The sequence below is a fragment of the Vibrio sp. PID23_8 genome (assembly GCF_003584965.1).
Lineage (GTDB): Bacteria > Pseudomonadota > Gammaproteobacteria > Enterobacterales > Vibrionaceae > Vibrio.
Genome location: NZ_LIXE01000003.1, coordinates 333,775 through 351,989, shown reverse-complemented (window position 1 = coordinate 351,989; position 18,215 = coordinate 333,775). Strand labels below are relative to the sequence as shown.

The 18,215-nt window shown below is 45.3% G+C and carries 17 protein-coding genes and 2 pseudogenes; 8 read left to right on the top strand and 11 right to left on the bottom strand.

Annotated features, from left to right (window positions below; translation table 11 throughout):
• Nucleotides 1-112: 112 nt before the first annotated feature.
• Both gcvH and AK966_RS08185 read right to left on the bottom strand, forming a co-directional pair.
• Nucleotides 113-493: a glycine cleavage system protein GcvH gene (gcvH, locus tag AK966_RS08190; RefSeq protein WP_119463922.1), complete on the bottom strand. Its 381-nt coding sequence runs from the start codon at nt 491-493 to the stop codon at nt 113-115.
• Nucleotides 494-544: 51 nt separating this feature from the next.
• Nucleotides 545-1,840, bottom strand: coding sequence for a serine hydroxymethyltransferase (locus AK966_RS08185; protein ID WP_119463921.1), 1,296 nt, complete (start codon nt 1,838-1,840; stop codon nt 545-547).
• 380 nt (nt 1,841-2,220) lie between these two features.
• Between AK966_RS08185 and AK966_RS08180 the strand changes: the two genes are divergently transcribed.
• On the top strand, nt 2,221-2,844 hold the full coding sequence (locus AK966_RS08180; RefSeq protein WP_099077687.1) for a helix-turn-helix domain-containing protein: 624 nt from the start codon (nt 2,221-2,223) through the stop codon (nt 2,842-2,844).
• A 260-nt stretch (nt 2,845-3,104) separates the two neighbouring features.
• A complete protein-coding gene (gene gcvT, locus AK966_RS08175) occupies nt 3,105-4,223 on the top strand; it encodes a glycine cleavage system aminomethyltransferase GcvT (RefSeq protein WP_099077688.1) in 1,119 nt (372 codons plus the stop codon).
• Nucleotides 4,224-4,402: 179 nt separating this feature from the next.
• On the opposite strand, the pseudogene AK966_RS08170 reads toward gcvT, so the two are convergent.
• A pseudogene (locus AK966_RS08170) lies at nt 4,403-4,591 on the bottom strand (TetR/AcrR family transcriptional regulator); the annotation flags it as partial.
• 190 nt (nt 4,592-4,781) lie between these two features.
• Between AK966_RS08170 and AK966_RS20430 the strand changes: the two are divergent.
• A pseudogene (locus AK966_RS20430) lies at nt 4,782-4,890 on the top strand (AcrB/AcrD/AcrF family protein); the annotation flags it as partial.
• A 182-nt stretch (nt 4,891-5,072) separates the two neighbouring features.
• Here the strand turns inward: AK966_RS20430 and fruA are convergent.
• Genes fruA through fruB form a run of 3 tightly spaced genes read right to left on the bottom strand, consistent with a single transcriptional unit; the run spans nt 5,073 to nt 8,972 of the window.
• Nucleotides 5,073-6,806: a PTS fructose transporter subunit IIBC gene (gene fruA, locus AK966_RS08160; protein ID WP_119463920.1), complete on the bottom strand. Its 1,734-nt coding sequence runs from the start codon at nt 6,804-6,806 to the stop codon at nt 5,073-5,075.
• 19 nt (nt 6,807-6,825) lie between these two features.
• Nucleotides 6,826-7,827 (bottom strand): 1-phosphofructokinase, encoded by a 1,002-nt coding sequence (gene pfkB / locus AK966_RS08155; RefSeq protein WP_119463919.1) that lies wholly within the window; start codon nt 7,825-7,827, stop codon nt 6,826-6,828.
• A gap of 11 nt (nt 7,828-7,838) precedes the next feature.
• Complete coding sequence (gene fruB, locus AK966_RS08150; protein ID WP_119463918.1) at nt 7,839-8,972, bottom strand: fused PTS fructose transporter subunit IIA/HPr protein; 1,134 nt, start codon at nt 8,970-8,972, stop codon at nt 7,839-7,841.
• A 337-nt stretch (nt 8,973-9,309) separates the two neighbouring features.
• Between fruB and cra the strand changes: the two genes are divergently transcribed.
• Entirely contained in the window at nt 9,310-10,302 is a 993-nt protein-coding gene (cra, locus tag AK966_RS08145) for a catabolite repressor/activator (protein WP_119463917.1), read from the top strand.
• On the opposite strand, the gene AK966_RS08140 is transcribed toward cra, so the two are convergent.
• Complete coding sequence (locus tag AK966_RS08140; RefSeq protein ID WP_119463916.1) at nt 10,299-11,234, bottom strand: endonuclease/exonuclease/phosphatase family protein; 936 nt, start codon at nt 11,232-11,234, stop codon at nt 10,299-10,301. The two genes, cra and AK966_RS08140, sit on opposite strands and share 4 nt — an antisense overlap.
• 155 nt (nt 11,235-11,389) lie before the next feature.
• Here AK966_RS08140 and AK966_RS08135 point away from each other — a divergent pair, with 155 nt between their 5' ends.
• The 4 genes from AK966_RS08135 (at nt 11,390) to AK966_RS08120 (ending at nt 15,431) form a co-directional block, all read left to right on the top strand.
• Nucleotides 11,390-11,929, top strand: coding sequence for an RNA-binding S4 domain-containing protein (locus AK966_RS08135; protein WP_099077693.1), 540 nt, complete (start codon nt 11,390-11,392; stop codon nt 11,927-11,929).
• A gap of 395 nt (nt 11,930-12,324) precedes the next feature.
• Nucleotides 12,325-13,368 carry an alpha/beta hydrolase gene (locus AK966_RS08130; protein WP_099077694.1) on the top strand — a complete coding sequence of 348 codons (1,044 nt, stop codon included), beginning with the start codon at nt 12,325-12,327 and terminating at the stop codon, nt 13,366-13,368.
• Nucleotides 13,369-13,443: 75 nt separating this feature from the next.
• Nucleotides 13,444-13,647, top strand: coding sequence for a hypothetical protein (locus AK966_RS08125; protein ID WP_099077695.1), 204 nt, complete (start codon nt 13,444-13,446; stop codon nt 13,645-13,647).
• The gene (locus AK966_RS08120; protein WP_119463915.1) at nt 13,647-15,431 is read left to right on the top strand and encodes a mechanosensitive ion channel family protein; all 1,785 of its coding nucleotides are present in this window, start codon (nt 13,647-13,649) and stop codon (nt 15,429-15,431) included. Before AK966_RS08125 ends, AK966_RS08120 begins: the two co-directional genes overlap by 1 nt.
• 52 nt (nt 15,432-15,483) lie before the next feature.
• Here AK966_RS08120 and AK966_RS08115 read toward each other — a convergent pair whose 3' ends face one another.
• The 4 genes from AK966_RS08115 to AK966_RS08100 form a co-directional block, all read right to left on the bottom strand.
• A complete protein-coding gene (locus AK966_RS08115; protein WP_099077697.1) occupies nt 15,484-16,461 on the bottom strand; it encodes a LysR family transcriptional regulator in 978 nt (325 codons plus the stop codon).
• A gap of 320 nt (nt 16,462-16,781) precedes the next feature.
• The gene (locus AK966_RS08110; RefSeq protein ID WP_253252634.1) at nt 16,782-16,952 is read right to left on the bottom strand and encodes a MarC family protein; all 171 of its coding nucleotides are present in this window, start codon (nt 16,950-16,952) and stop codon (nt 16,782-16,784) included.
• Nucleotides 16,953-17,112: 160 nt separating this feature from the next.
• On the bottom strand, nt 17,113-17,436 hold the full coding sequence (locus AK966_RS20130) for a magnesium transporter MgtE N-terminal domain-containing protein (protein WP_259343746.1): 324 nt from the start codon (nt 17,434-17,436) through the stop codon (nt 17,113-17,115).
• A 107-nt stretch (nt 17,437-17,543) separates the two neighbouring features.
• Nucleotides 17,544-18,200: a DedA family protein gene (locus AK966_RS08100; protein WP_119463986.1), complete on the bottom strand. Its 657-nt coding sequence runs from the start codon at nt 18,198-18,200 to the stop codon at nt 17,544-17,546.
• Nucleotides 18,201-18,215 lie beyond the last annotated feature (15 nt).

The following is an 18,215-nucleotide window of genomic DNA, read 5'->3' as shown; positions in this document are numbered from 1 at the left end:
CTCCTTGGTTCGGGTATCGGAAATGGTCATCTGACACATTTAATTATACGTCCGAACCTAGAAAAAAAGCTGCCCACTTGGTGTTAAGGGGACAGCTTTCGTATTGTCCTAATTACTCTTCTTCGATAGAGCTTAGGTATTCTTCCGCATCTTTTAAGTCATCCAACTCAGATGGGTCTGAAAGCTTCACTTTCACAATCCAACCACCTTCGTATGGGTCTTCGTTGATTAGCTCTGGGCTGTCTTCTAGTTCTTCGTTGATTTCAACGACTTCACCTGTGATTGGTGAGTAGATGTCTGAAGCGGCTTTTACAGATTCCACCAAAGCAAAGCTTTCGCCTGCTTCGACTTCATCTTCCACTTCTGGCAGGTCAACGAATACCACGTCACCTAGCATCTCTTGCGCGTGCTCTGAAATACCGATAGTTACTGTGCCGTCACCGTTGTCACGTACCCACTCATGGCTATCTGTAAACTTCAGTGTTTTGTCCATTGCTTAATCTCCAAATAACTTGTCAGGAATATTCTGATCTAATAAATCGTTTTATTGGTAAAGAGGGTAACGGTTGCAAAGTTCTTTGACTTGTTTGCGAACGCGTTTTTCGACTTCTGCGTCACCTTCAGGGTTGTTAACCAAACCATCCAGCACATCGCCAATCCAGTTACCAATGAGTTTGAATTCTTCAGCGCCAAAGCCGCGGCTTGTCCCCGCAGGCGTTCCTAAACGAATGCCCGATGTAATCATAGGCTTCTCTGTATCAAATGGGATGCCATTTTTATTACATGTGATGCCTGCACGCTCTAGCGCCTCTTCTGCTTGGTTGCCTTTCAAGCCTTTAGGGCGAAGGTCAACCAGCATGAGGTGCGTGTCAGTACCACCAGTTACGATGTCGCACCCGCGAGTTTGCAATACTTCCGCTAGAACTTTTGCGTTATTGATCACCGAATCAATATAAGTTTTAAATTCAGGGCCAAGCGCTTCCCCAAATGCGACCGCTTTAGACGCGATGACATGCATCAGTGGACCGCCTTGTAAGCCTGGGAATACCGCTGAGTTGATTTTCTTAATGATGTCTTCGTGATTGGTCAGAATCATACCGCCACGTGGACCGCGCAGTGTCTTGTGTGTGGTCGTTGTTACGACGTGTGCGTAAGGAAGTGGGCTAGGGTGCGCGCCTGTCGCAACAAGACCGGCGATGTGGGCCATGTCGACCATTAGAATCGCGTTAACTTCGTCGGCGATTTCACGGAATTTTGCGAAGTCGATAGTACGTGGAATAGCACTACCACCTGCGATGATCATTTTAGGTTGATGCTCAAGTGCCAGTTGGCGAACGTCTTCGTAGTCGATTTCGAGTGTATCGCGATCCACGCCGTATTGCACTGCGTTAAACCATTTACCAGAAAGCGCTGGGCGTGCTCCGTGAGTGAGGTGGCCGCCAGCGTCAAGAGACATACCAAGAATGGTGTCGCCAGGTTGTAGCAGTGCCAGTTTTACTGCGCCGTTTGCTTGTGCGCCTGAGTGTGGTTGAACGTTTGCGTATTCACAATCAAAAAGCGTTTTTGCACGTTCGATAGCAATGGTTTCCACAGTATCAACGTGCTCACAGCCACCATAGTAACGGCGACCTGGATAACCTTCCGCATATTTGTTGGTTAGGCATGTGCCTTGAGCTTGCATTACCGCTTTAGACACGATGTTCTCAGAAGCGATAAGTTCGATTTGTTCGTTTTGGCGAGCGAATTCTGCCTGAATGCCTGCAAAAACCGCATCATCTGTCGCAGAGAGGTTGGTAGAGAAAAAGTTTTCCAAGCTGTAGTTAGGGTAACTCTTGTTCATGGTAGTTGACCTTCAAAATTGTAAAATGAACCCGCAGTAGAAATAGTTGTTTGATTGCGATGGTGGCTCATTTATCCTCAAAACAGCTGAACTGCAAAGCAGAACAGAGTGAACTTCGGCCCGAAATAAGTGGGCAAACGCCGTCGGATTGTGCTTTCTCGTATCCAATCTCTTACAGAAATGTGCATCTCCGCATCTAACAAGTTGGTAACATAGCGTTTGCAGTATGAATAATCAACCCGAAATTTCCTATAGGAAACAAGATTTCTGGTTTTGTTAACAAGAGCACGCTTTAATTAACGTGGTGGACTTTTATCCACTATAGGGTTCATGCACAATGCTAAATAGGAAGGGATAATGGAATTTTTAAAGAGGGATTTATGGCAGAAAGTGTATACGATGAATACCCGTCGATGACGTTGGCGAAAGAGCATAATGATAAGAACATAGAGCCGCTTAAGCTCGGTCAGCGCATTAAAGATATCCGCTCAAAACTTGGTATTACTTTAGAAGAGGCGAGCCAACGTACTGGTCTTGCGCGCTCTACACTGAGTAAGATTGAAAACGAGCAGATCTCTCCTACCTTCCAAGCAATGCAAAAATTGGCGCATGGCTTACAAATTGACATGCCGCAACTATTTGAACCGCCGAGAAAAAAGGTGGCGACAGGGCGTAGGGATGTCACTAAAAAGAAAGAGGGTAAACCGCACCCAACGCAAACCTATGAACATGAGCTGCTGGCGACGCAACTTTCCCATAAAAAAATGATGCCGTTTAAGAGCCAAATTCGAGCTCGCAGTTTTGATGAATACAAAGATTGGGTTCGCCATGATGGAGAAGAGTTTTTGCTCATCTTATCCGGTGAGGTTATGTTTTATTCTGAGTTCTATGAGCCTGTTGTATTAAGCGAAGGCGACAGTGTGTATTATGACGCGAACATGGGCCATATGTTGACCAGTGTGAGTGAGGAAGATGCGCACATTTTGTGGGTAACGGCCAAATAGTGATAAGTAGTTGTAAATTTCCTATAGCGAAAGCAAACGATTGCTATTCGTTTTGAATACGTTAATATTACGCTCTGTTGATGGTATATCACTCATAAAAGCGTATTTTTTGTGCGCTTTGTTGTGATAAAAATGTTAAAAATCACATTTTTGAACGTCGAGTGATGTCTTGTTCGTGCAAAATTGAATCAGCCGTGTTTATTATTGGAAATACAATGAATGCCGACAGCATCATCGGGTCTATCTAAATGGAGACGAAAATGACTCAAGAACTTCTGAAAACACCACTGCATGCACTTCATGTTGAAGCAGGCGCAAAGATGGTCCCGTTCGCGGGTTACGACATGCCTGTTCAATACCTACTGGGCGTAAAGAAAGAACATTTACACACGCGCGACGCGGCAGGTCTGTTTGATGTTTCTCATATGGGTCAACTTCGTTTGATTGGTGATGGTGCAGCAGCATTTCTAGAAACATTGGTTCCGGTGGATATTGTTGATTTAGGTGCAGGCAAGCAGCGTTACGCGTTCTTTACCAATGAGCAAGGCGGCATCATGGACGACTTGATGGTGGCGAACCTTGGCGATCATCTGTTTGTTGTTGTGAACGCTGCCTGTAAAGAGCAAGACATTGCACACCTTCAAGCGCATCTTCCATCTGGTATTGAGCTGGAAATCATTGATGATCGCGCACTGCTTGCGATTCAAGGTCCTAAAGCGGCACAAGTGCTGGCGCGTTTTGCTCCAGAAGTGGCAGAGATGTTGTTTATGGATGTACGTAAAGTTGAACTGCTTGGCGTAGAGTGCATTGTTTCTCGTAGTGGTTACACCGGCGAAGATGGTTACGAAATCTCGGTACCAGCTGACAAAGCAGAAGAACTTGCACGTAAACTGACGGGCGAAGAAGAAGTCGAGTGGATCGGCCTTGGCGCGCGTGACTCACTACGCCTTGAGTGTGGTCTGTGCTTATACGGTCACGACCTAGACACCACAACGACACCTGTAGAGGCAAGCCTGCTATGGGGTATTCAAAAAGTGCGTCGTACGGACGGTGAACGTGCGGGGGGCTTCCCGGGGGCAGACATCATTCTTAAGCAGATAGAGACGAAAGATGTGGCACGTAAGCGCATCGGCTTGGTTGGTCAAACTAAAGCGCCAGTGCGTGAAGGTGCTGAGTTGTTTGATTCGGACGGCAACAAGGTTGGTGTGGTAACCAGTGGTACAGCGGGTCCTAATGCGGGCAAGCCAGTATCAATGGGGTATGTGCGTGCGGATTTAGCCGCTATTGGCACTGAGCTGTTTGCAGAAGTACGCGGCAAAATGCTACCAATGACGGTAGAGAAAATGCCATTCGTACCACAACGTTACTACCGCGGTTAATTAGTTTAATTTATTGATTTAGTTAAACTAGTGTTGTCATTCCAGCGAGCTCAAGCGAGACTAGGAATCTACTCTCCACGCGCTGTATAACCGCCGTGTCGCACTCTCTGAAATGATAAAACATAAAAAATGCCGAGCAGCAAGCTCGGCATTTTTTATGTTCGTTTGAAAGACGTTGATTAAGCGATTAACTCATCAATAGGGCAGCGTACTTCAATAACAATATCGCTTAGTTTCGCTGGCTGAAGCATGTCTTCTTTTGCGATGCCAAACTGGTTTGCCATGATCGTATTGAACAGACCTCAGTGATTGATCAGCAATTTATCACGGTGCTGGGCGTCTTGTGGCCAGGTCTCTTGCATCATTGGGCCTCTCAGTGATGCTAGCGGGTTGTAATAAAGCCGTATCAGAACCATAGGAACCACTCATCAAACCGGTAAAGTTACTTGTCGTTAACGATCTTGTCGCGGCTGATATGGTCAAAGCCAGCTGTTCATCGATCTCCTCGCGGTTGGCGGAGTAACGTCGTTTCTCGCATTTGGGTGATTAGAAGCTTCAACCTTTACGATTACGATTACGGCTGGCCTTGGTTTTTCTACCGTGCTGACACTGATCGTTGTGCCAGTCATGTTTGCCACTGTTCAGGATTAAACCGACCACTGCATAGAGAGCATAAGAAAAGGGCGACCACTAATAGTGAAAAGTGTGTCGCCCTTTGTGTTTTATGCACCCAATAAAAAACACCTCCCTAAGCCGAAGCTAGAGGGAGGTGTCGAATGCCAAATCGAGAGAGGCATTATAAAGGCTAAGCACTCGTAAACTAGGTAAGCATAAGCTGCTCAGCATTGATTAAGCGGCTGCTTGTTGTTTTGCTTCTGCTTTGTTCTTTAGGAATGCGTAAGTGAAACCCGTTACCGCTGTACCTGCTGCGATGGCTGCCAAGTACATCAATACTGGAGAGATAGCGTTAGGGATGAGCAGTACGAACAGACCACCGTGTGGTGCCATCAGCTTTGCACCAAACAGCATTGATAGAGCACCGGTTAGAGCGCCACCTGCCATACACGCAGGAATAACACGCATTGGATCTTTCGCAGCGAATGGGATTGCACCTTCAGAGATGAAGCACAGACCCAGTACGAACGATGCTTTACCTGCTTCACGTTCAGTTTGTTCAAACTTGTTCTGCGCAATAAACGTCGCCAGACCCATACCTAGCGCAGGGACCATACCCGCCGCCATGATTGCTGCCATTGGTGCGTAAGTATGAGAAGCTAACAGACCAACACCGAACGCGTAAGCCGCTTTGTTCACCGGACCACCCAAGTCGAAACACATCATTGCGCCAAGGATAATACCTAGTAGCACTGCGCTGTCAGAGCCCATGTTGTTCAGGAAGTCAGTCAGGGCATTCATGATGCCAGAAACCGGACCACCCACGATGTAAATCATCACAAGGCCTGTAAATAGCGTTGCAACAAATGGGATGATCAGAATTGGTTTCAACGCTTCCATCGATTGGGGAAGTGTTACTTTATCTGCAAGGAACTTCGCTGCGTAACCTGCAATGAAACCCGCAGCGATACCACCTAGGAAACCCGCGCCAGTCGAACTTGCTAGCATACCGCCAACCAGACCCGGAGCCAGACCCGGACGGTCAGCGATAGAGAATGCGATGTAACCAGCAAGTACAGGAATCATTAAAGCGAATGCAGAGTCACCACCGATTTTCATTAGCGCGGCTGCAAGCGTACCTTGTTCTTTAAACGCTTCGATACCGAATACGAAGGATAGGGCGATGATCAAACCACCAGCAACCACAACAGGAAGCATGTGTGATACACCTGTCATTAGGTGTTTGTATGCGCCTTTTTTCTCGTCTGTGGCTGATGAAGCGCTAGATGCGCCAGAGTGCTGGTACACGGTCGCTTGTTCGAATGCTTTATCCATCTCTTCTGCGGTTTTCTTCAGAGCTGGACCGGTTTTCGTGCGGTACATCTTTTTGCCATTAAAACGATCAAGCGGCACTTCGATGTCAGCCGCAATGATAACCAAATCCGCGTCTGCGATTTCTTGGTCAGTCAGTTGGTTTTTCGCACCTACTGAACCACGCGTTTCCACTTTGATTTGGTGACCGCGACGTTTGCCTTCTTCTTCTAGCGCTTCTGCTGCCATGAAGGTATGCGCAACGCCTGTTGGACATGCGGTGATCGCAACGATTTTCTTCGTTGCTGATGCGCTTTCTACTGTCGCTGCAACGGTGATTGCTTGCTCTAGCGTTGCTGCGTTTTCTACCGCAGTTTGTAGGAATGCAGATGCGTCTTTTGCAACGGTGCTGATATCTGCTTGGTAGACTTTTTTACCTACGAAACGAGAAGTATCAACTGGAGTGTTAGCCGCAATGACGATCACTTCTGCTTGTTCAATGTCAGCGTCTGTTAGCCGTGTTGGCTCAACCACGCTTGATTGACACTCAATTTTTGCGTTCCAACCCAACTTAGCTGCTGCTTGTTCTAGTAGGCCTGCCGCAATGATGCTGTTCGCAACACCACTTGGGCAAGCTGTAATAATGGCAATATTCATACTGATAACCTTCTGTTCCTTAGTTATTGTCTAAGTTCGTATTAGGGTAAAGCTCGGTTACTTGTGTTTGGAGCTTAATGTTCTCCAGTTCTTCCTGACTGGTTAGGCCAACGCCAACTTGGCTCACTGCTAGGGCAGAAAGCGCCGTCGCGAAGCGCAGCAAATCGTGTTTTGGCATCACCTGCATGTGGCCCCAGCACAGACCAGCAACGAGCGTGTCACCTGCACCTACTGTGCTTACCACATTCATACGAGGTGGTTGTGCGCGCAGCCATTCACCTTGGTTTAGCCACATTACGCCGTCTGCTCCCATTGAAACCACGATGTTTTCGATGCCTTTGTCGCTTAGCGTTTGCGCCGCAGCCTGGCATTGCTCTGGTGTTTCTAGGTGATCGCCTACAAAGTCGCTTAGCTCTTCATCGTTTGGTTTAATAAGCCATGGATGTGCATCGATACCTGAACGAAGAGCGGCTTTGCTGCTATCGAACAACACTTTTTTGCCCAGTTGACGCAGCTTTTCAATCCACTCTGCACATTGCTCAGCAGTCACACCACCTGGTAGGCTGCCAGCAAGCACAAAGTAGTCGTGTGTTTCTGCAAGACGGAATAGGGTTTGTTCAAAGCGCACGATTTCTTCTGCGGTTACTTGAACGCCAGGGAAATTGATGTCACTGACTTGACCATCGACTTCAACCAGTTTTACGTTGATGCGCGTCGCACCTTCCACCTCAACAAACTCATTGTTCACACCGATTTCCGCAAATAGCTGGTGGAAGAGCTCTGGGTTGTCTTTACCTAGGAAACCGGTCACCGTCACATCAGCACCAAGATCGCTCAGCACTTTGGCGACGTTTACGCCTTTGCCTGCTGCGTGTAGGTTGCTGTTTTCTACAAGGCTTACTGAACCGACTTTTAACGTGTTTAGCGAACCTGTTAGATCAAGCGCTGGGTTAAGCGTGATGGTAACGACCTTATTTGTTGCAGTTGTTGTTGCCGTTATAGAGTGAGATGTTGCTGTCATGAATCCGCTCCTTAACTTTCACCAAGACCAGACGCGATCGCTTTACCGATAGACTCAAGTGCTTGCGCTGCATCTGAACCGTCAGCAGAGAATTGAAGCTGGTGGCCGTGTTTCACACCAAGTGCGATCACTTTCATTAAGCTTTTCGCGTTGACGGCTTTGCCATCTCCATCTAGGTTTGCTACGCGAATGTTTGATTCGAATTTCTTTGCTTCTGCAACCAGCATTGCGCCTGGACGAGCGTGTAGACCGTGTGCGTTTTTGATCTTAAATGTTGCCGTGTTGCCATCTTCAGCTGTTTCGGTTGCCATTTCCTCACCTTTGAATAGCGCCAAAACTTGTTCTACAGTCGCATCCAGTAGTTTGTTGTGTTCGTTGTTGAACACAAGCTTTGAGATCGTACTTAGGATAGATAGGTGAGCATTGTTGCAAGCGGCGAATGCAATCAGCGCACGTACTTTCTCGCCTTCAAACTCACAGTCGTTAGCAGTAGAAACAAAAGAAACGCCAGTGCGAGTCACTTGCTTATCGCTACCGACTAGCCATAGACCTTGACCAAGATGCGTTGGTGTTTTGGTTACTAGATCAGCGACGAACTCATTACCGGTACAGCCAGTATTTTTTAGTAAACCACCGGCAACGGCGCTCATTTGAACCATGTCGCTTGCTGGGAATAGCAGCTGAATAAGGGAAGCATCGAAATCGGCTTCTAGCTGAACGTCACCATGAAGTAGGGCAATGAGCTCGTCATCATTTTTCGCATTGCGTAAACGCGCTTCCACGCCGTCAGCACCTAATATTTTGGTTAGCTGCTTAAGAATGCCCAAGTGCTCATCGGATTTTGCCGCGATACCGATAGCCACGAAGACTTGGTTGCCATCGCCCCATTCAACACCTTCAGGGAAGTGATGAACGGCTACGCCAGTGGTTTTCACCATTGAACGTGTATCGGTTGTACCGTGTGGAATCGCGATGCCGTTACCCAAGAATGTTGAGTTTTGGTTTTCTCGGTTTAGCATGCCTTCTACATAACCTTGTTCAACCAGACCTTTGTTAGTCAGGCTTTGAGCGATGCTTTTGATCGCTTCAAATTTATCTGTCGCAGATTGTGAAAGGGTAATATCGTTCTTATTTAGCTTAAGCATGGTGCTTCTCCAGCCTTAAGGTCTCTATTTCTAATTCATCTTGGTTACGCAGCGCGCAACGCCGAGAGTGTATTTTTTGCTGAACGTGTCTATTCGCTTAATATCAAACTGAATCGATTCGGCAGGTAATTAAATTTTTAAAGCATTCAGCGAAACTGTTTAAAATCAGATGTTAACCTGTCAGTGCTTAACGATTGATTTAGGTGACTCCCGTCAACTTTTAAGTTTTGCTGAATCCTTTCAGCTTTTATACTGAATCGGTTCAGCGTATAATTCAACTTATCTTAGGATCGTTGATGTATTAATATGATCCGGCGCACATAGTAAGGCTTAGGATATGACACTGGATGAAATAGCGAAATTAGCAGGGGTTTCTAAGACCACAGCAAGCTATGTAATAAATGGAAAAGCGCAGAAGTACCGCATCAGCGAGAAGACACAAAAGAAAGTGATGGCGGTTGTTGAGCAATATAATTACAAACCAGATCACGCGGCCTCTTCTTTACGTGCGGGGAACTCACGCTCATTTGGGTTAATCATTCCCGACTTAGAGAACACCAGTTATGCAAGGTTGGCGAAACTGATTGAACAAAACTCGCGTAAAGCGGGATACCAGATTTTAATTGGTTGCTCAGATGATGATCCGCAAACCGAAGAAAAGGTGGCTGAAGCTCTAGTGAGTCGCCGAATCGATGCGTTATTCGTTGCGAGCAGTATGCCAGCCGCAAGTGAATTCTATTTGAAGTTACAAAACTCAGGCACGCCCGTTATCGCACTTGACCGCCCGATGGACGATGAGCATTTCTGCTGCGTGATCAGTGAAGATTTTGATGCGGCGTTTGAACTTACCGAATCGGTCCTCTCTTCTGATATTGAAACGATCGGCCTTATCGGTGCATTGGAAGAGCTACAAGTATCGAAAGAGCGTGAGTTGGGTTTTCGTTCAGCATGCCAGCAAGAAGGTAAAACCGTTTCGGTTGGCTACGGCCAGCACTTCTCTCGGGAAGAAGGTAAGAAAGTGCTCGAAGGCTGGATTGCCCAAGGCAAGCTTCCAGATGCGGTTGTGACCATGTCTTACACCTTGCTTGAAGGTGTATTAGACGTGATGTTAGAAAAGCCGGATCTCATGGGAAAAGTGCGTTTAGCGACGTTTGGCGACAACCGTTTACTGGACTTCCTACCAATCAAAATTAACTCGTTGCCTCAGCAATTCGAACTGATTGCCGACAGCGCGATGGAGCTGGCTTTAAATGCATCGGCAAAACGCTATAAAGCGGGTATTGAGCTTATCCCTCGTAGGATTGTTAAGCGTTATCGAGATGCAATTTAAAGCTTAATCTCTACCGTCAGCGCCACAAATGCGTGGTCGCTGGCGTTCTTATCTCTCTCAAAAGACGGATTGATTAAGTGCGCATCAAGTACTTGGTAACTCGTCACTTCTGCAATCGATACATCTGCATGCGAGTTGAACTCTTGCGACAATAAGATGTAATCCAACACGTTTCCTTTTGCGAAGTGGTAATGGGTTGCTGGGCGTGGTTCTAATGTTGGCGCGATTTGCAGTTCCCAACCATCACCAAGCTTTAGGTCGATGACACTGTCACCGAATTTTTCGACTAAGACACGATTTACGCTTGTTGAAGTGATGGGTTGGTTCATGTCGCCCATCAACACAGTCGGCATTGGGGTGAGAGCATATTGCTTTTGCATGGCATCGCGCAGCATTGCTGCCTCCCAGCCGCGTTGTTGCGTGGAAAGCCAGCGAGCAATGGGTCTGCTTGCTTCTTCTGGTGTGTCAGAATCGGCAGGGCGTTGCGATTTTAGATGCGTAACATAAACAGCGATATGCCCAATGATAGGGTGAACTATGATTGCTCGAATCGGTTTGCGACTGAAAAGAGGCGCGTCGACTTCACCGAAGGCATCGAGCGTCTCTTCATCGAATGTTACCGGTTCAAAATGTTCAATAGGAAAGCGAGACGCTACTGCAACAACAGGGCGAGAGTATATGTAATCCCCTTCGATATGTGGTGTGTCTACCGTGGCAAAATATTCATAACCCATATCAGCGAAAAATGTTTTGGTTTCGTCAATACTAAATACTTCTTGTAAGCCAATGATGTCGGGATTCAGATGGTTAACTTGTGATGCGGTCCAAGCGAGCTTGTCTTGCCACTGCTCAAATGAGTAGATGTTCTCAAAGTCATAATACGCATTCGGTGGTGCGATAAAATTAAACAGGTTCGCAGTTGCAAAAGTCATTTGGCAGGGGGTGGACAAAATTTATGCTCGTTCAAAGAGTTATTGGGTCAGTATATACTCAAGTAACCTTCAGGTGCGAGAATACGCCAAGATCACGTTTCTATTTGGCCGTATTCCGTTTAAACTCCGTGCATCAAGACAAATGAGTAAACAACATGACCCAAGATTACGAAAACGAAGAGTATTTAGAAGGCGAAGAGATTGAGATCGAAGCGATTGGCATCGACGTTGACGCGCACCCAATTGAGCTGTACAAGCTTTTCAAAATCGCAAACTTGGTCAGTGGTGGTGGCGAAGCTAAACATGTAATCGATGAAGGTTACGTGGCTGTAAATGGTGAGCTAGAAACGCGTAAACGCCGCAAGATGTACGATGGTGATTTCTTTGAGTTCAATCAAGAGTACTACGTGGTTGTGTGTGACGCACCAGTAACAGAACCAGAAACCGCAGAGCAAAAAGCACAAAAGAAAGCGAAGAAAGAAGCGCAACCTGCTCGTAAAGAAAAGCCACGCAAAGAGAAGCAACCTAATGTAAAGGGTACTGGCCCTCAATCAACGGGTCGTAAAGCGGCGGATAAAAAATGGAAAGAGCAACAAAACGCGTTGTCTCAATCTGCGAAAAAAGGCAAGAAAGCAGAAAAGCCTCAAGCCGTGCGCGATCCGAAGAGTGGTCGTAACTCGATCGACTTTTTCTAAGCCATTTGCTGCAAATCAAAACAAAAACGCCGACATCAGTTCGGCGTTTTTTATTTGGACTGGTATTAACGCCGATAGTTTATTGGTAAATGTAGGAGTGTGCGTTCTGCATCAAAGGCAACAACTCATGTGATTAGCGACTAAGCCTCATTACAAGCAAAAAGAAAAATACTAAGTACGCAGAAAATATGGTGATGATCGGTAGATATTTCATGGAACCTCCTCATAAGCTAGGTGTTCGTTATCTCATGAGAATCCCTTAAATTTAATGAATTAGACAAATTCATTATTGCAGGGTTTGACAGGGCAAATTTGAATTTCTCTAATTCATGGGCATTATGGTTTGCTCAATGAATAATGGCTTCAGTTAACCAAAACCAACAACTGGAGCGACCATGAAATCTAAACTAGCAACTCTTATTCCTACTCTTTTAATCGGACTATCAAGTTCTGCAGTATTTGCAAATACTGTGTTGGACAAACGTACTATTCCTACCCCGACTGGTGTTTCTAATGAGTTTTCCGCCCTAATAGAACAACGAGGCACTCAATCACCACTTAATGTTTCTGTACCAACCACAAAAGAAGAATGGATAAAGTTTCAAACGATGTATGACCAATCTGGTATCGAGCTTGCGCATTACGCGCTAGAGCAGACAGGGACGACGTTTGAAACGAAGCAGATTGGAGGTGTAGATACCTTCCTTGTGACCCCAAAAAATATAGCACCAGAATACAAAGATAAGTGGCTTGTCCACATCCATGGTGGTGCTTTTGTCCTTGGTGGTGGAGAGTCTGCAATGAGAGAAGCGATTTGGGTTGCAAACGGCTTAGGTGCTCAAGTTATCTCGATAGACTACCGCCAGCCGCCACATCACGCGTTCCCAGCGGCTATCGATGATGTGGTGACGGTATGGAAAGAGCTAATAAAGACGCAGGCTCCTGAAGCGACTGCCATGTTTGGTACGTCCGCTGGTGGTAATTTGACCCTGGCATCAACACTTAAGCTTCAAGAGCTTGGGTTGCCTACTCCAGGTGCTTTGTTCGCAGGGACGCCGGCAGTCGATCTAAAAGAGACGTCAGACACATGGCACACATTGAAAGGGCTTGATCCACTTGGCCAACGCGAAGGCGTGATTCAAGGCACATTTGATCTGTACGCCAATGGGGAGCCTTTGGATAACCCGCTGTTATCACCAATCAATGCAGAAATAGAATCTTTTCCACCAACGATTTTCATCTCAGGTACTCGCGATCTTCTATTGAGTGACACCGTTCGAATGCATCGATTATTGCGTAGTGCAGACGTTGACACGCACTTGCATGTATACGATGGTCAAGCCCACGGTGATTACATGAATGGCCTTATTGTGGATATGCCAGAATCAGACGATGCACTGAAAGAGCTTGGTTTGTTCTTCGATAAGTACATTAACTAGTGAGAGTTGAAGCTTTGAGTTCGACTAATTGACTTTTCATATCACAAGGACGTGACTCGTTTGATGGAGGCAGCCATGAAACAAGTACGTAAATTTTTCTCTTTTTGTACATCGACTTTATTAAAAGCGGTCAGCCATTATTCCACCCACCAATCTTTGATTGATCATGGTTATTCCATAACCCCAATGGAACAAGCCAAGGTACAGCCAGCCAATAATACTCAGGGTGCACCTAGCGGTGGTCTAAAACAGCCAGTCAACGGGGAGGAAGAGAAATAATGTTAAATCGTTATATTGCAATCTTATTCTATGCTTTGCTTATTTCTATCAGTTTATCCTCCCGAGCAAATGAACCGGTGAAGTTGGCTGACACATCGAGCCCAAGTGATACATTAGCCAGTTTTATGTACGCATCGGATGTGGTGATCAAACATTGGCAAGATGAGACCTTACAACTTCCTGAAGCTCAACAGGCTTATGCTCAGGCTCTAAGAACCATGGATCTCTCATTGGTACCTAACCGCAGCCGCACCGTCGTAACGATGGAAAGAATCATTTTACTGCGAGAGGTTATTGACCGATTTGATTTGGATGTTCGTGAAAGCTCGCCAGATCTTAATCAAGTCAGAGAGAATGATTTGTCGTATTGGCGTCTTGGAAACTCCGATATTGTTATCTCCAAGCAATTGAGTGGAGATAATGTTGACCAATTTTTGTTTTCAGCCGCGACGGTTCAGAGCTTACCCCGTTGGTATCGGACATTAGCTTCGAATGATTACGCCGTGAAGCCGAGAGATGATCACTATCAAACGTTTTTAGCCAGCCCAGGCCCTTTGATTTCTAAGCGGTACATACAGGCGTTGCCATCTTTGTTTAACCAGTTGTATGGACCACTTCCATTGTGGCAGTGGTTTGCATTAGCCTGTGTTCTGTCATTATGTAAAGTAATGATTAAAATCAGCTTTATGTTTGGCGATCGCTGGAACGATAAGTGGGAAAGTAAAGGGCTCAAGTGGCGAGTAGGCAGGTTAATTTCATTGGTGTCAGTGGTATTGCTACTGATGATGACCAGAAAGTTCATTGATGATGGTGTTTGGTTAACCGGGGGTATTTATCAGTTTTTCGCTACTTCTTTCTTAGTTGCGCAGTTCGTTTCTGTGTCTTGGTTGATCATGGCAATATTTAACTATTTTGCAGAGATCTATGTATTTAAAAAACACAATGGGAAGCACGTAGATTCTTCTCTCATCACTGTCTTGGCGAGAATTGTCGGTGGATTGACGATTGTGGTGCTTGGTGTTTATGTCATTGAGTATATGGGATTCTCAATCTCGCCCATACTTGCTGGTTTAGGTGTGGGTGGTTTGGCGGTCGCGCTTGCAATTCGCCCGGTGTTGGAGAATGTGATCAACGGGTTGACGCTCTATGCCGATGGTGGAATCAAAATTGGTGAACTTTGCCGTTATGGTGAAAAACTTGGAACAATCGAAAGCATCGGGTTGAGATCGACTCGGATCCGAACGTTAGAGCGATCTTTGATTACGATACCGAACTCAGAGTTCGCCAATATGGAAATTGATAATTTAGAAAGGCGCGATAAACGTCGGATGGATCATGTATTGAGGTTACGTTCGGAGATCAGTTTAGAGCAATTGCGCGTTCTGATAGTTAATATTCGGAGATTGTTACTCCAACATCAAATGACAGAAGCGGAACCTGTACGTGTGAGGTTAATTGGAGTTGGGGAGTTCTCAATCAACATCAACATCATGGCGTATATTAGATGCCGAGACAATGAAGAGTTTATGGCCGTGCAAGAAGATATTCTTTTTGCCGTATTAGCGCAGGTAGAAAGTATTGGAGCGAAAATCGCACACTCCAACCAATACCAGTTAGTGAAGAAGCAGGGCTCGGATGATGAGGAGCGAAAGACAAAAGCCGCTCAAGTTGTAGCAAAATGGCATGAAGAGGGTGCGTTTCCGTTTCCTGATTTCAGCTATGAATACAAACATGAAATCAAAGACACCATTTTATACCCCCAAAAAACCTCTTCAGTTCGATAAGCTTCTGGCTTGTTATCTTCAAAAGAGTAGTGATTGCGTATCACTACTATTTTTAGCGTGTAGGTAAAATGTGAGTTCCAACGGTACTTTTTAAACCATGGAGGCAATCAGGCTGCTCAATGGAATCGAAGTAGCTTTGTATTGCTTGGTGTAGATGCTGGTTAAGCGGAAAGCCGCGCTTAGATTGCAAGTAACCCCCGTTAAGCTGAACTTGGTGCATTTCTTTAGGGAGCGTTGGAAGAGGGTAGCACTGCAATTCAGGTTCATTCACTGTCATAAAGGTGCTACCAAAACACAAAGCATCAGAGCTTTTGATTTTGTTAATTAAGACAGAGACACTGTGTGTCGCGAGTGTGACTTGTACTTGGTACCCTTTAGAGAGATATAGTTCTTCAATCGGTGAACGCTTGGTATTAATACCGTCTAGGAGTATTCGAGCGACAGGGATATCATGAATATCCTCCCAGTCTTGACCTTGGCTTAAGATCGGGTGATCTTTGCGTGCGACAAGGCTAATTTTGATGTCTTGAAGTTTGTGTTGATAGATATCTTGTGGCAACGGCATGCCTGCAAAATGAATTAAGTAGTCAATATTCCCACTAAGGACATCTAACAAACTGTGCTCTTGCCAGTACAGCATTTTAAAGCTTGCTTTAGGAAGCGCTTCTCTAAGTGCGCTAAATACCCCGTCACCAAATTGTTCGAGTAAAAAAACATTCATTGCAATGGTCACTTCGCCTGTAAATTCTAATGGCTCGAAGTGATGGTACGACTCAACGACTTTCATTATAGGGTTGAGCATTTCATCAGATGCCTCAGCAAGTTTCTCTGCCAGTTCCGATGGTTCAACACCATGTGCTTTGCGGATAAAAAGTTGGTCTCCAAATGTATCTCTTAATTTAGCCAGACCTCGACTCACGCTTGTTTGAGAGATGCCGAGCATATCTGCCGCTGCATGAGTATTTTGAGTCTCGACGACAGCTTTCAGTATTTTGAGAAGATTGAGATCCAAATCTTTTAAATCAATCATAAACCCTCACAGCAATAAATAGGAATCGTGCTTATTAGTATATGTGAATCGTTGACAAACTCAATGGTTCATTTTGTAAGCAATGAATAACAAAAGATGATGATAAATCGACAAGGTAATCACTGAAACTAGGCTGGGAGCAAAATTTAATGAGTGAGGAATTATTGGTTTGGTACTTGATAATCTATGAATTACAGCAGTTCAAATTTTCATGTTTTTCTTTTTAATTAAAAATACCCCGACGAATTATCGACGGGGTATATATGGTTTAATTATTTGGGTGTAATATTTTATGGAGATTCGTTTTTGTATTTTTAAAGTTACAGCAAATGATTTATTTCTAGAACGATTTCTTCAATGCCTAGAGTGAAGAACTGTACGCCCATACAAATTAGAAGAAAGCCCATGATACGCGTAAATGCATCAATTCCGTTTTGGCCCAGCGCTTTAAGTAGAGGGTACGCCATGGTTAGAGTAAAGGTCGCAATCAACGTAACGCCATTCTAATCTATCCAGATTTTGTTCTTCCGCGCTTAGCATGGTGCTTAAGGTGTCGACTGTTGCGTTTGAGTCGATTTTGAGTACTTCGCTTTTACAAATACCGCCTGCCGAGTAAAGCGGGTAACTTAACGCAGCGCGTTCTTCATACTTCTATGCTTCTGGCAATGAGGCTCTTAACTGCACCTGTAAATCGTGAGGCAATTCTTTGATAAGCAATCGACGATCTGCTGAATGTATGTATTGAAACAAACAAATCGTTGTGCTCGTAGTGAGTTGACTCATCAAACTGACCAACTCCGAGTTAGAAAAATGATCGAGCAGATTGGCCGCTAAACTCGGGTTAACATCTATGAGCATTTCCCAAATCGCGATACGTTCTTCGTTTGTGAGCTTGTGGAAAATCGAGGCGAGTTGCTGAGACTCTGCCTGACTAATCAGTTGTGCAGTTTTTTCGCATTGTCGTTTGAGAGGCATTCACCTAGTTTGAAATACAGGTTTTAAGTACTTTTATCCTGAAAAGGTAAGTTTATAAAGGTCATAACTTTGGCCCTAGAAGTAAGTTTTGGCTTGATAACAGGGAGTTACCCTTGGGTATTCATGTCGTTGTTGTTTATGGCTAAACGAACAAAGAGAGTGATCGTTGCTGTCACCATCAAAAGGAGGCTGCCAATTAAGAACCACTTTGCTAGTAATGCTTGATACTGTTCGATAAATGGATGTCTCATCACCCATTTGCCGATGAATAGCAGTGTTACTACCCACGTTAAAGAACTGGTGAAGCTGATAACAACCGTTCGCCAAAAACTAAGTTGAGCCACGCCCATTAACATCGGCGTGAGTACCCGAACAAAAGGAATGAATCGTGAAATAAACGGGGACAAGAAACCGTATTTATTCAATAGAGAGCGAGTTTTTGGCAGTGCATCTTTTGGTAGAGTTTGTTCCGCTTTATTCATGAACTTTGAATTGTGTAGCCAACGCCCCTGCAGATAAGCAATGACACTACCAACAAATGCGCAAAGGGAGAGGACAATTAACGCACTTGAAAAATCGAGTGCACCTAACCCAACAAGACCACCGACAAAAAGGACTAAGCCGTCGCCCGGCAGTGGCAAAAACACCAGACTCGACTCCAAGAATGGAACCACGCCGAGTAACAGCAATAAGATGTGCAGGGAATTAATTTCAAGAAGCGCATCAAAATCTTGTGACCAAATTGCGCTAAGAATATCTTGCATAGCATTCTCCAATTT

Excerpts from the sequence above, each read along its gene's own strand:
- AK966_RS08120 (WP_119463915.1), top strand. The coding sequence starts at position 13,647 with ATGTTAAATCGTTATATTGCAATCTTATTCTATGCTTTGCTTATTTCT.
- AK966_RS08135 (WP_099077693.1), top strand. The coding sequence starts at position 11,390 with ATGACCCAAGATTACGAAAACGAAGAGTATTTAGAAGGCGAAGAGATT.
- AK966_RS08180 (WP_099077687.1), top strand. The coding sequence starts at position 2,221 with ATGGCAGAAAGTGTATACGATGAATACCCGTCGATGACGTTGGCGAAA.
- AK966_RS08115 (WP_099077697.1), bottom strand. The coding sequence starts at position 16,461 with ATGATTGATTTAAAAGATTTGGATCTCAATCTTCTCAAAATACTGAAA.
- AK966_RS08140 (WP_119463916.1), bottom strand. The coding sequence starts at position 11,234 with ATGACTTTTGCAACTGCGAACCTGTTTAATTTTATCGCACCACCGAAT.
- AK966_RS08130 (WP_099077694.1), top strand. The coding sequence starts at position 12,325 with ATGAAATCTAAACTAGCAACTCTTATTCCTACTCTTTTAATCGGACTA.
- gcvH (WP_119463922.1), bottom strand. The coding sequence starts at position 493 with ATGGACAAAACACTGAAGTTTACAGATAGCCATGAGTGGGTACGTGAC.
- pfkB (WP_119463919.1), bottom strand. The coding sequence starts at position 7,827 with ATGACAGCAACATCTCACTCTATAACGGCAACAACAACTGCAACAAAT.
- fruB (WP_119463918.1), bottom strand. The coding sequence starts at position 8,972 with ATGCTTAAGCTAAATAAGAACGATATTACCCTTTCACAATCTGCGACA.
- fruA (WP_119463920.1), bottom strand. The coding sequence starts at position 6,806 with ATGAATATTGCCATTATTACAGCTTGCCCAAGTGGTGTTGCGAACAGC.
- gcvT (WP_099077688.1), top strand. The coding sequence starts at position 3,105 with ATGACTCAAGAACTTCTGAAAACACCACTGCATGCACTTCATGTTGAA.
- cra (WP_119463917.1), top strand. The coding sequence starts at position 9,310 with ATGACACTGGATGAAATAGCGAAATTAGCAGGGGTTTCTAAGACCACA.
- AK966_RS08185 (WP_119463921.1), bottom strand. The coding sequence starts at position 1,840 with ATGAACAAGAGTTACCCTAACTACAGCTTGGAAAACTTTTTCTCTACC.
- AK966_RS08100 (WP_119463986.1), bottom strand. The coding sequence starts at position 18,200 with ATGCAAGATATTCTTAGCGCAATTTGGTCACAAGATTTTGATGCGCTT.
- AK966_RS20130 (WP_259343746.1), bottom strand. The coding sequence starts at position 17,436 with ATGCCTCTCAAACGACAATGCGAAAAAACTGCACAACTGATTAGTCAG.
- AK966_RS08125 (WP_099077695.1), top strand. The coding sequence starts at position 13,444 with ATGAAACAAGTACGTAAATTTTTCTCTTTTTGTACATCGACTTTATTA.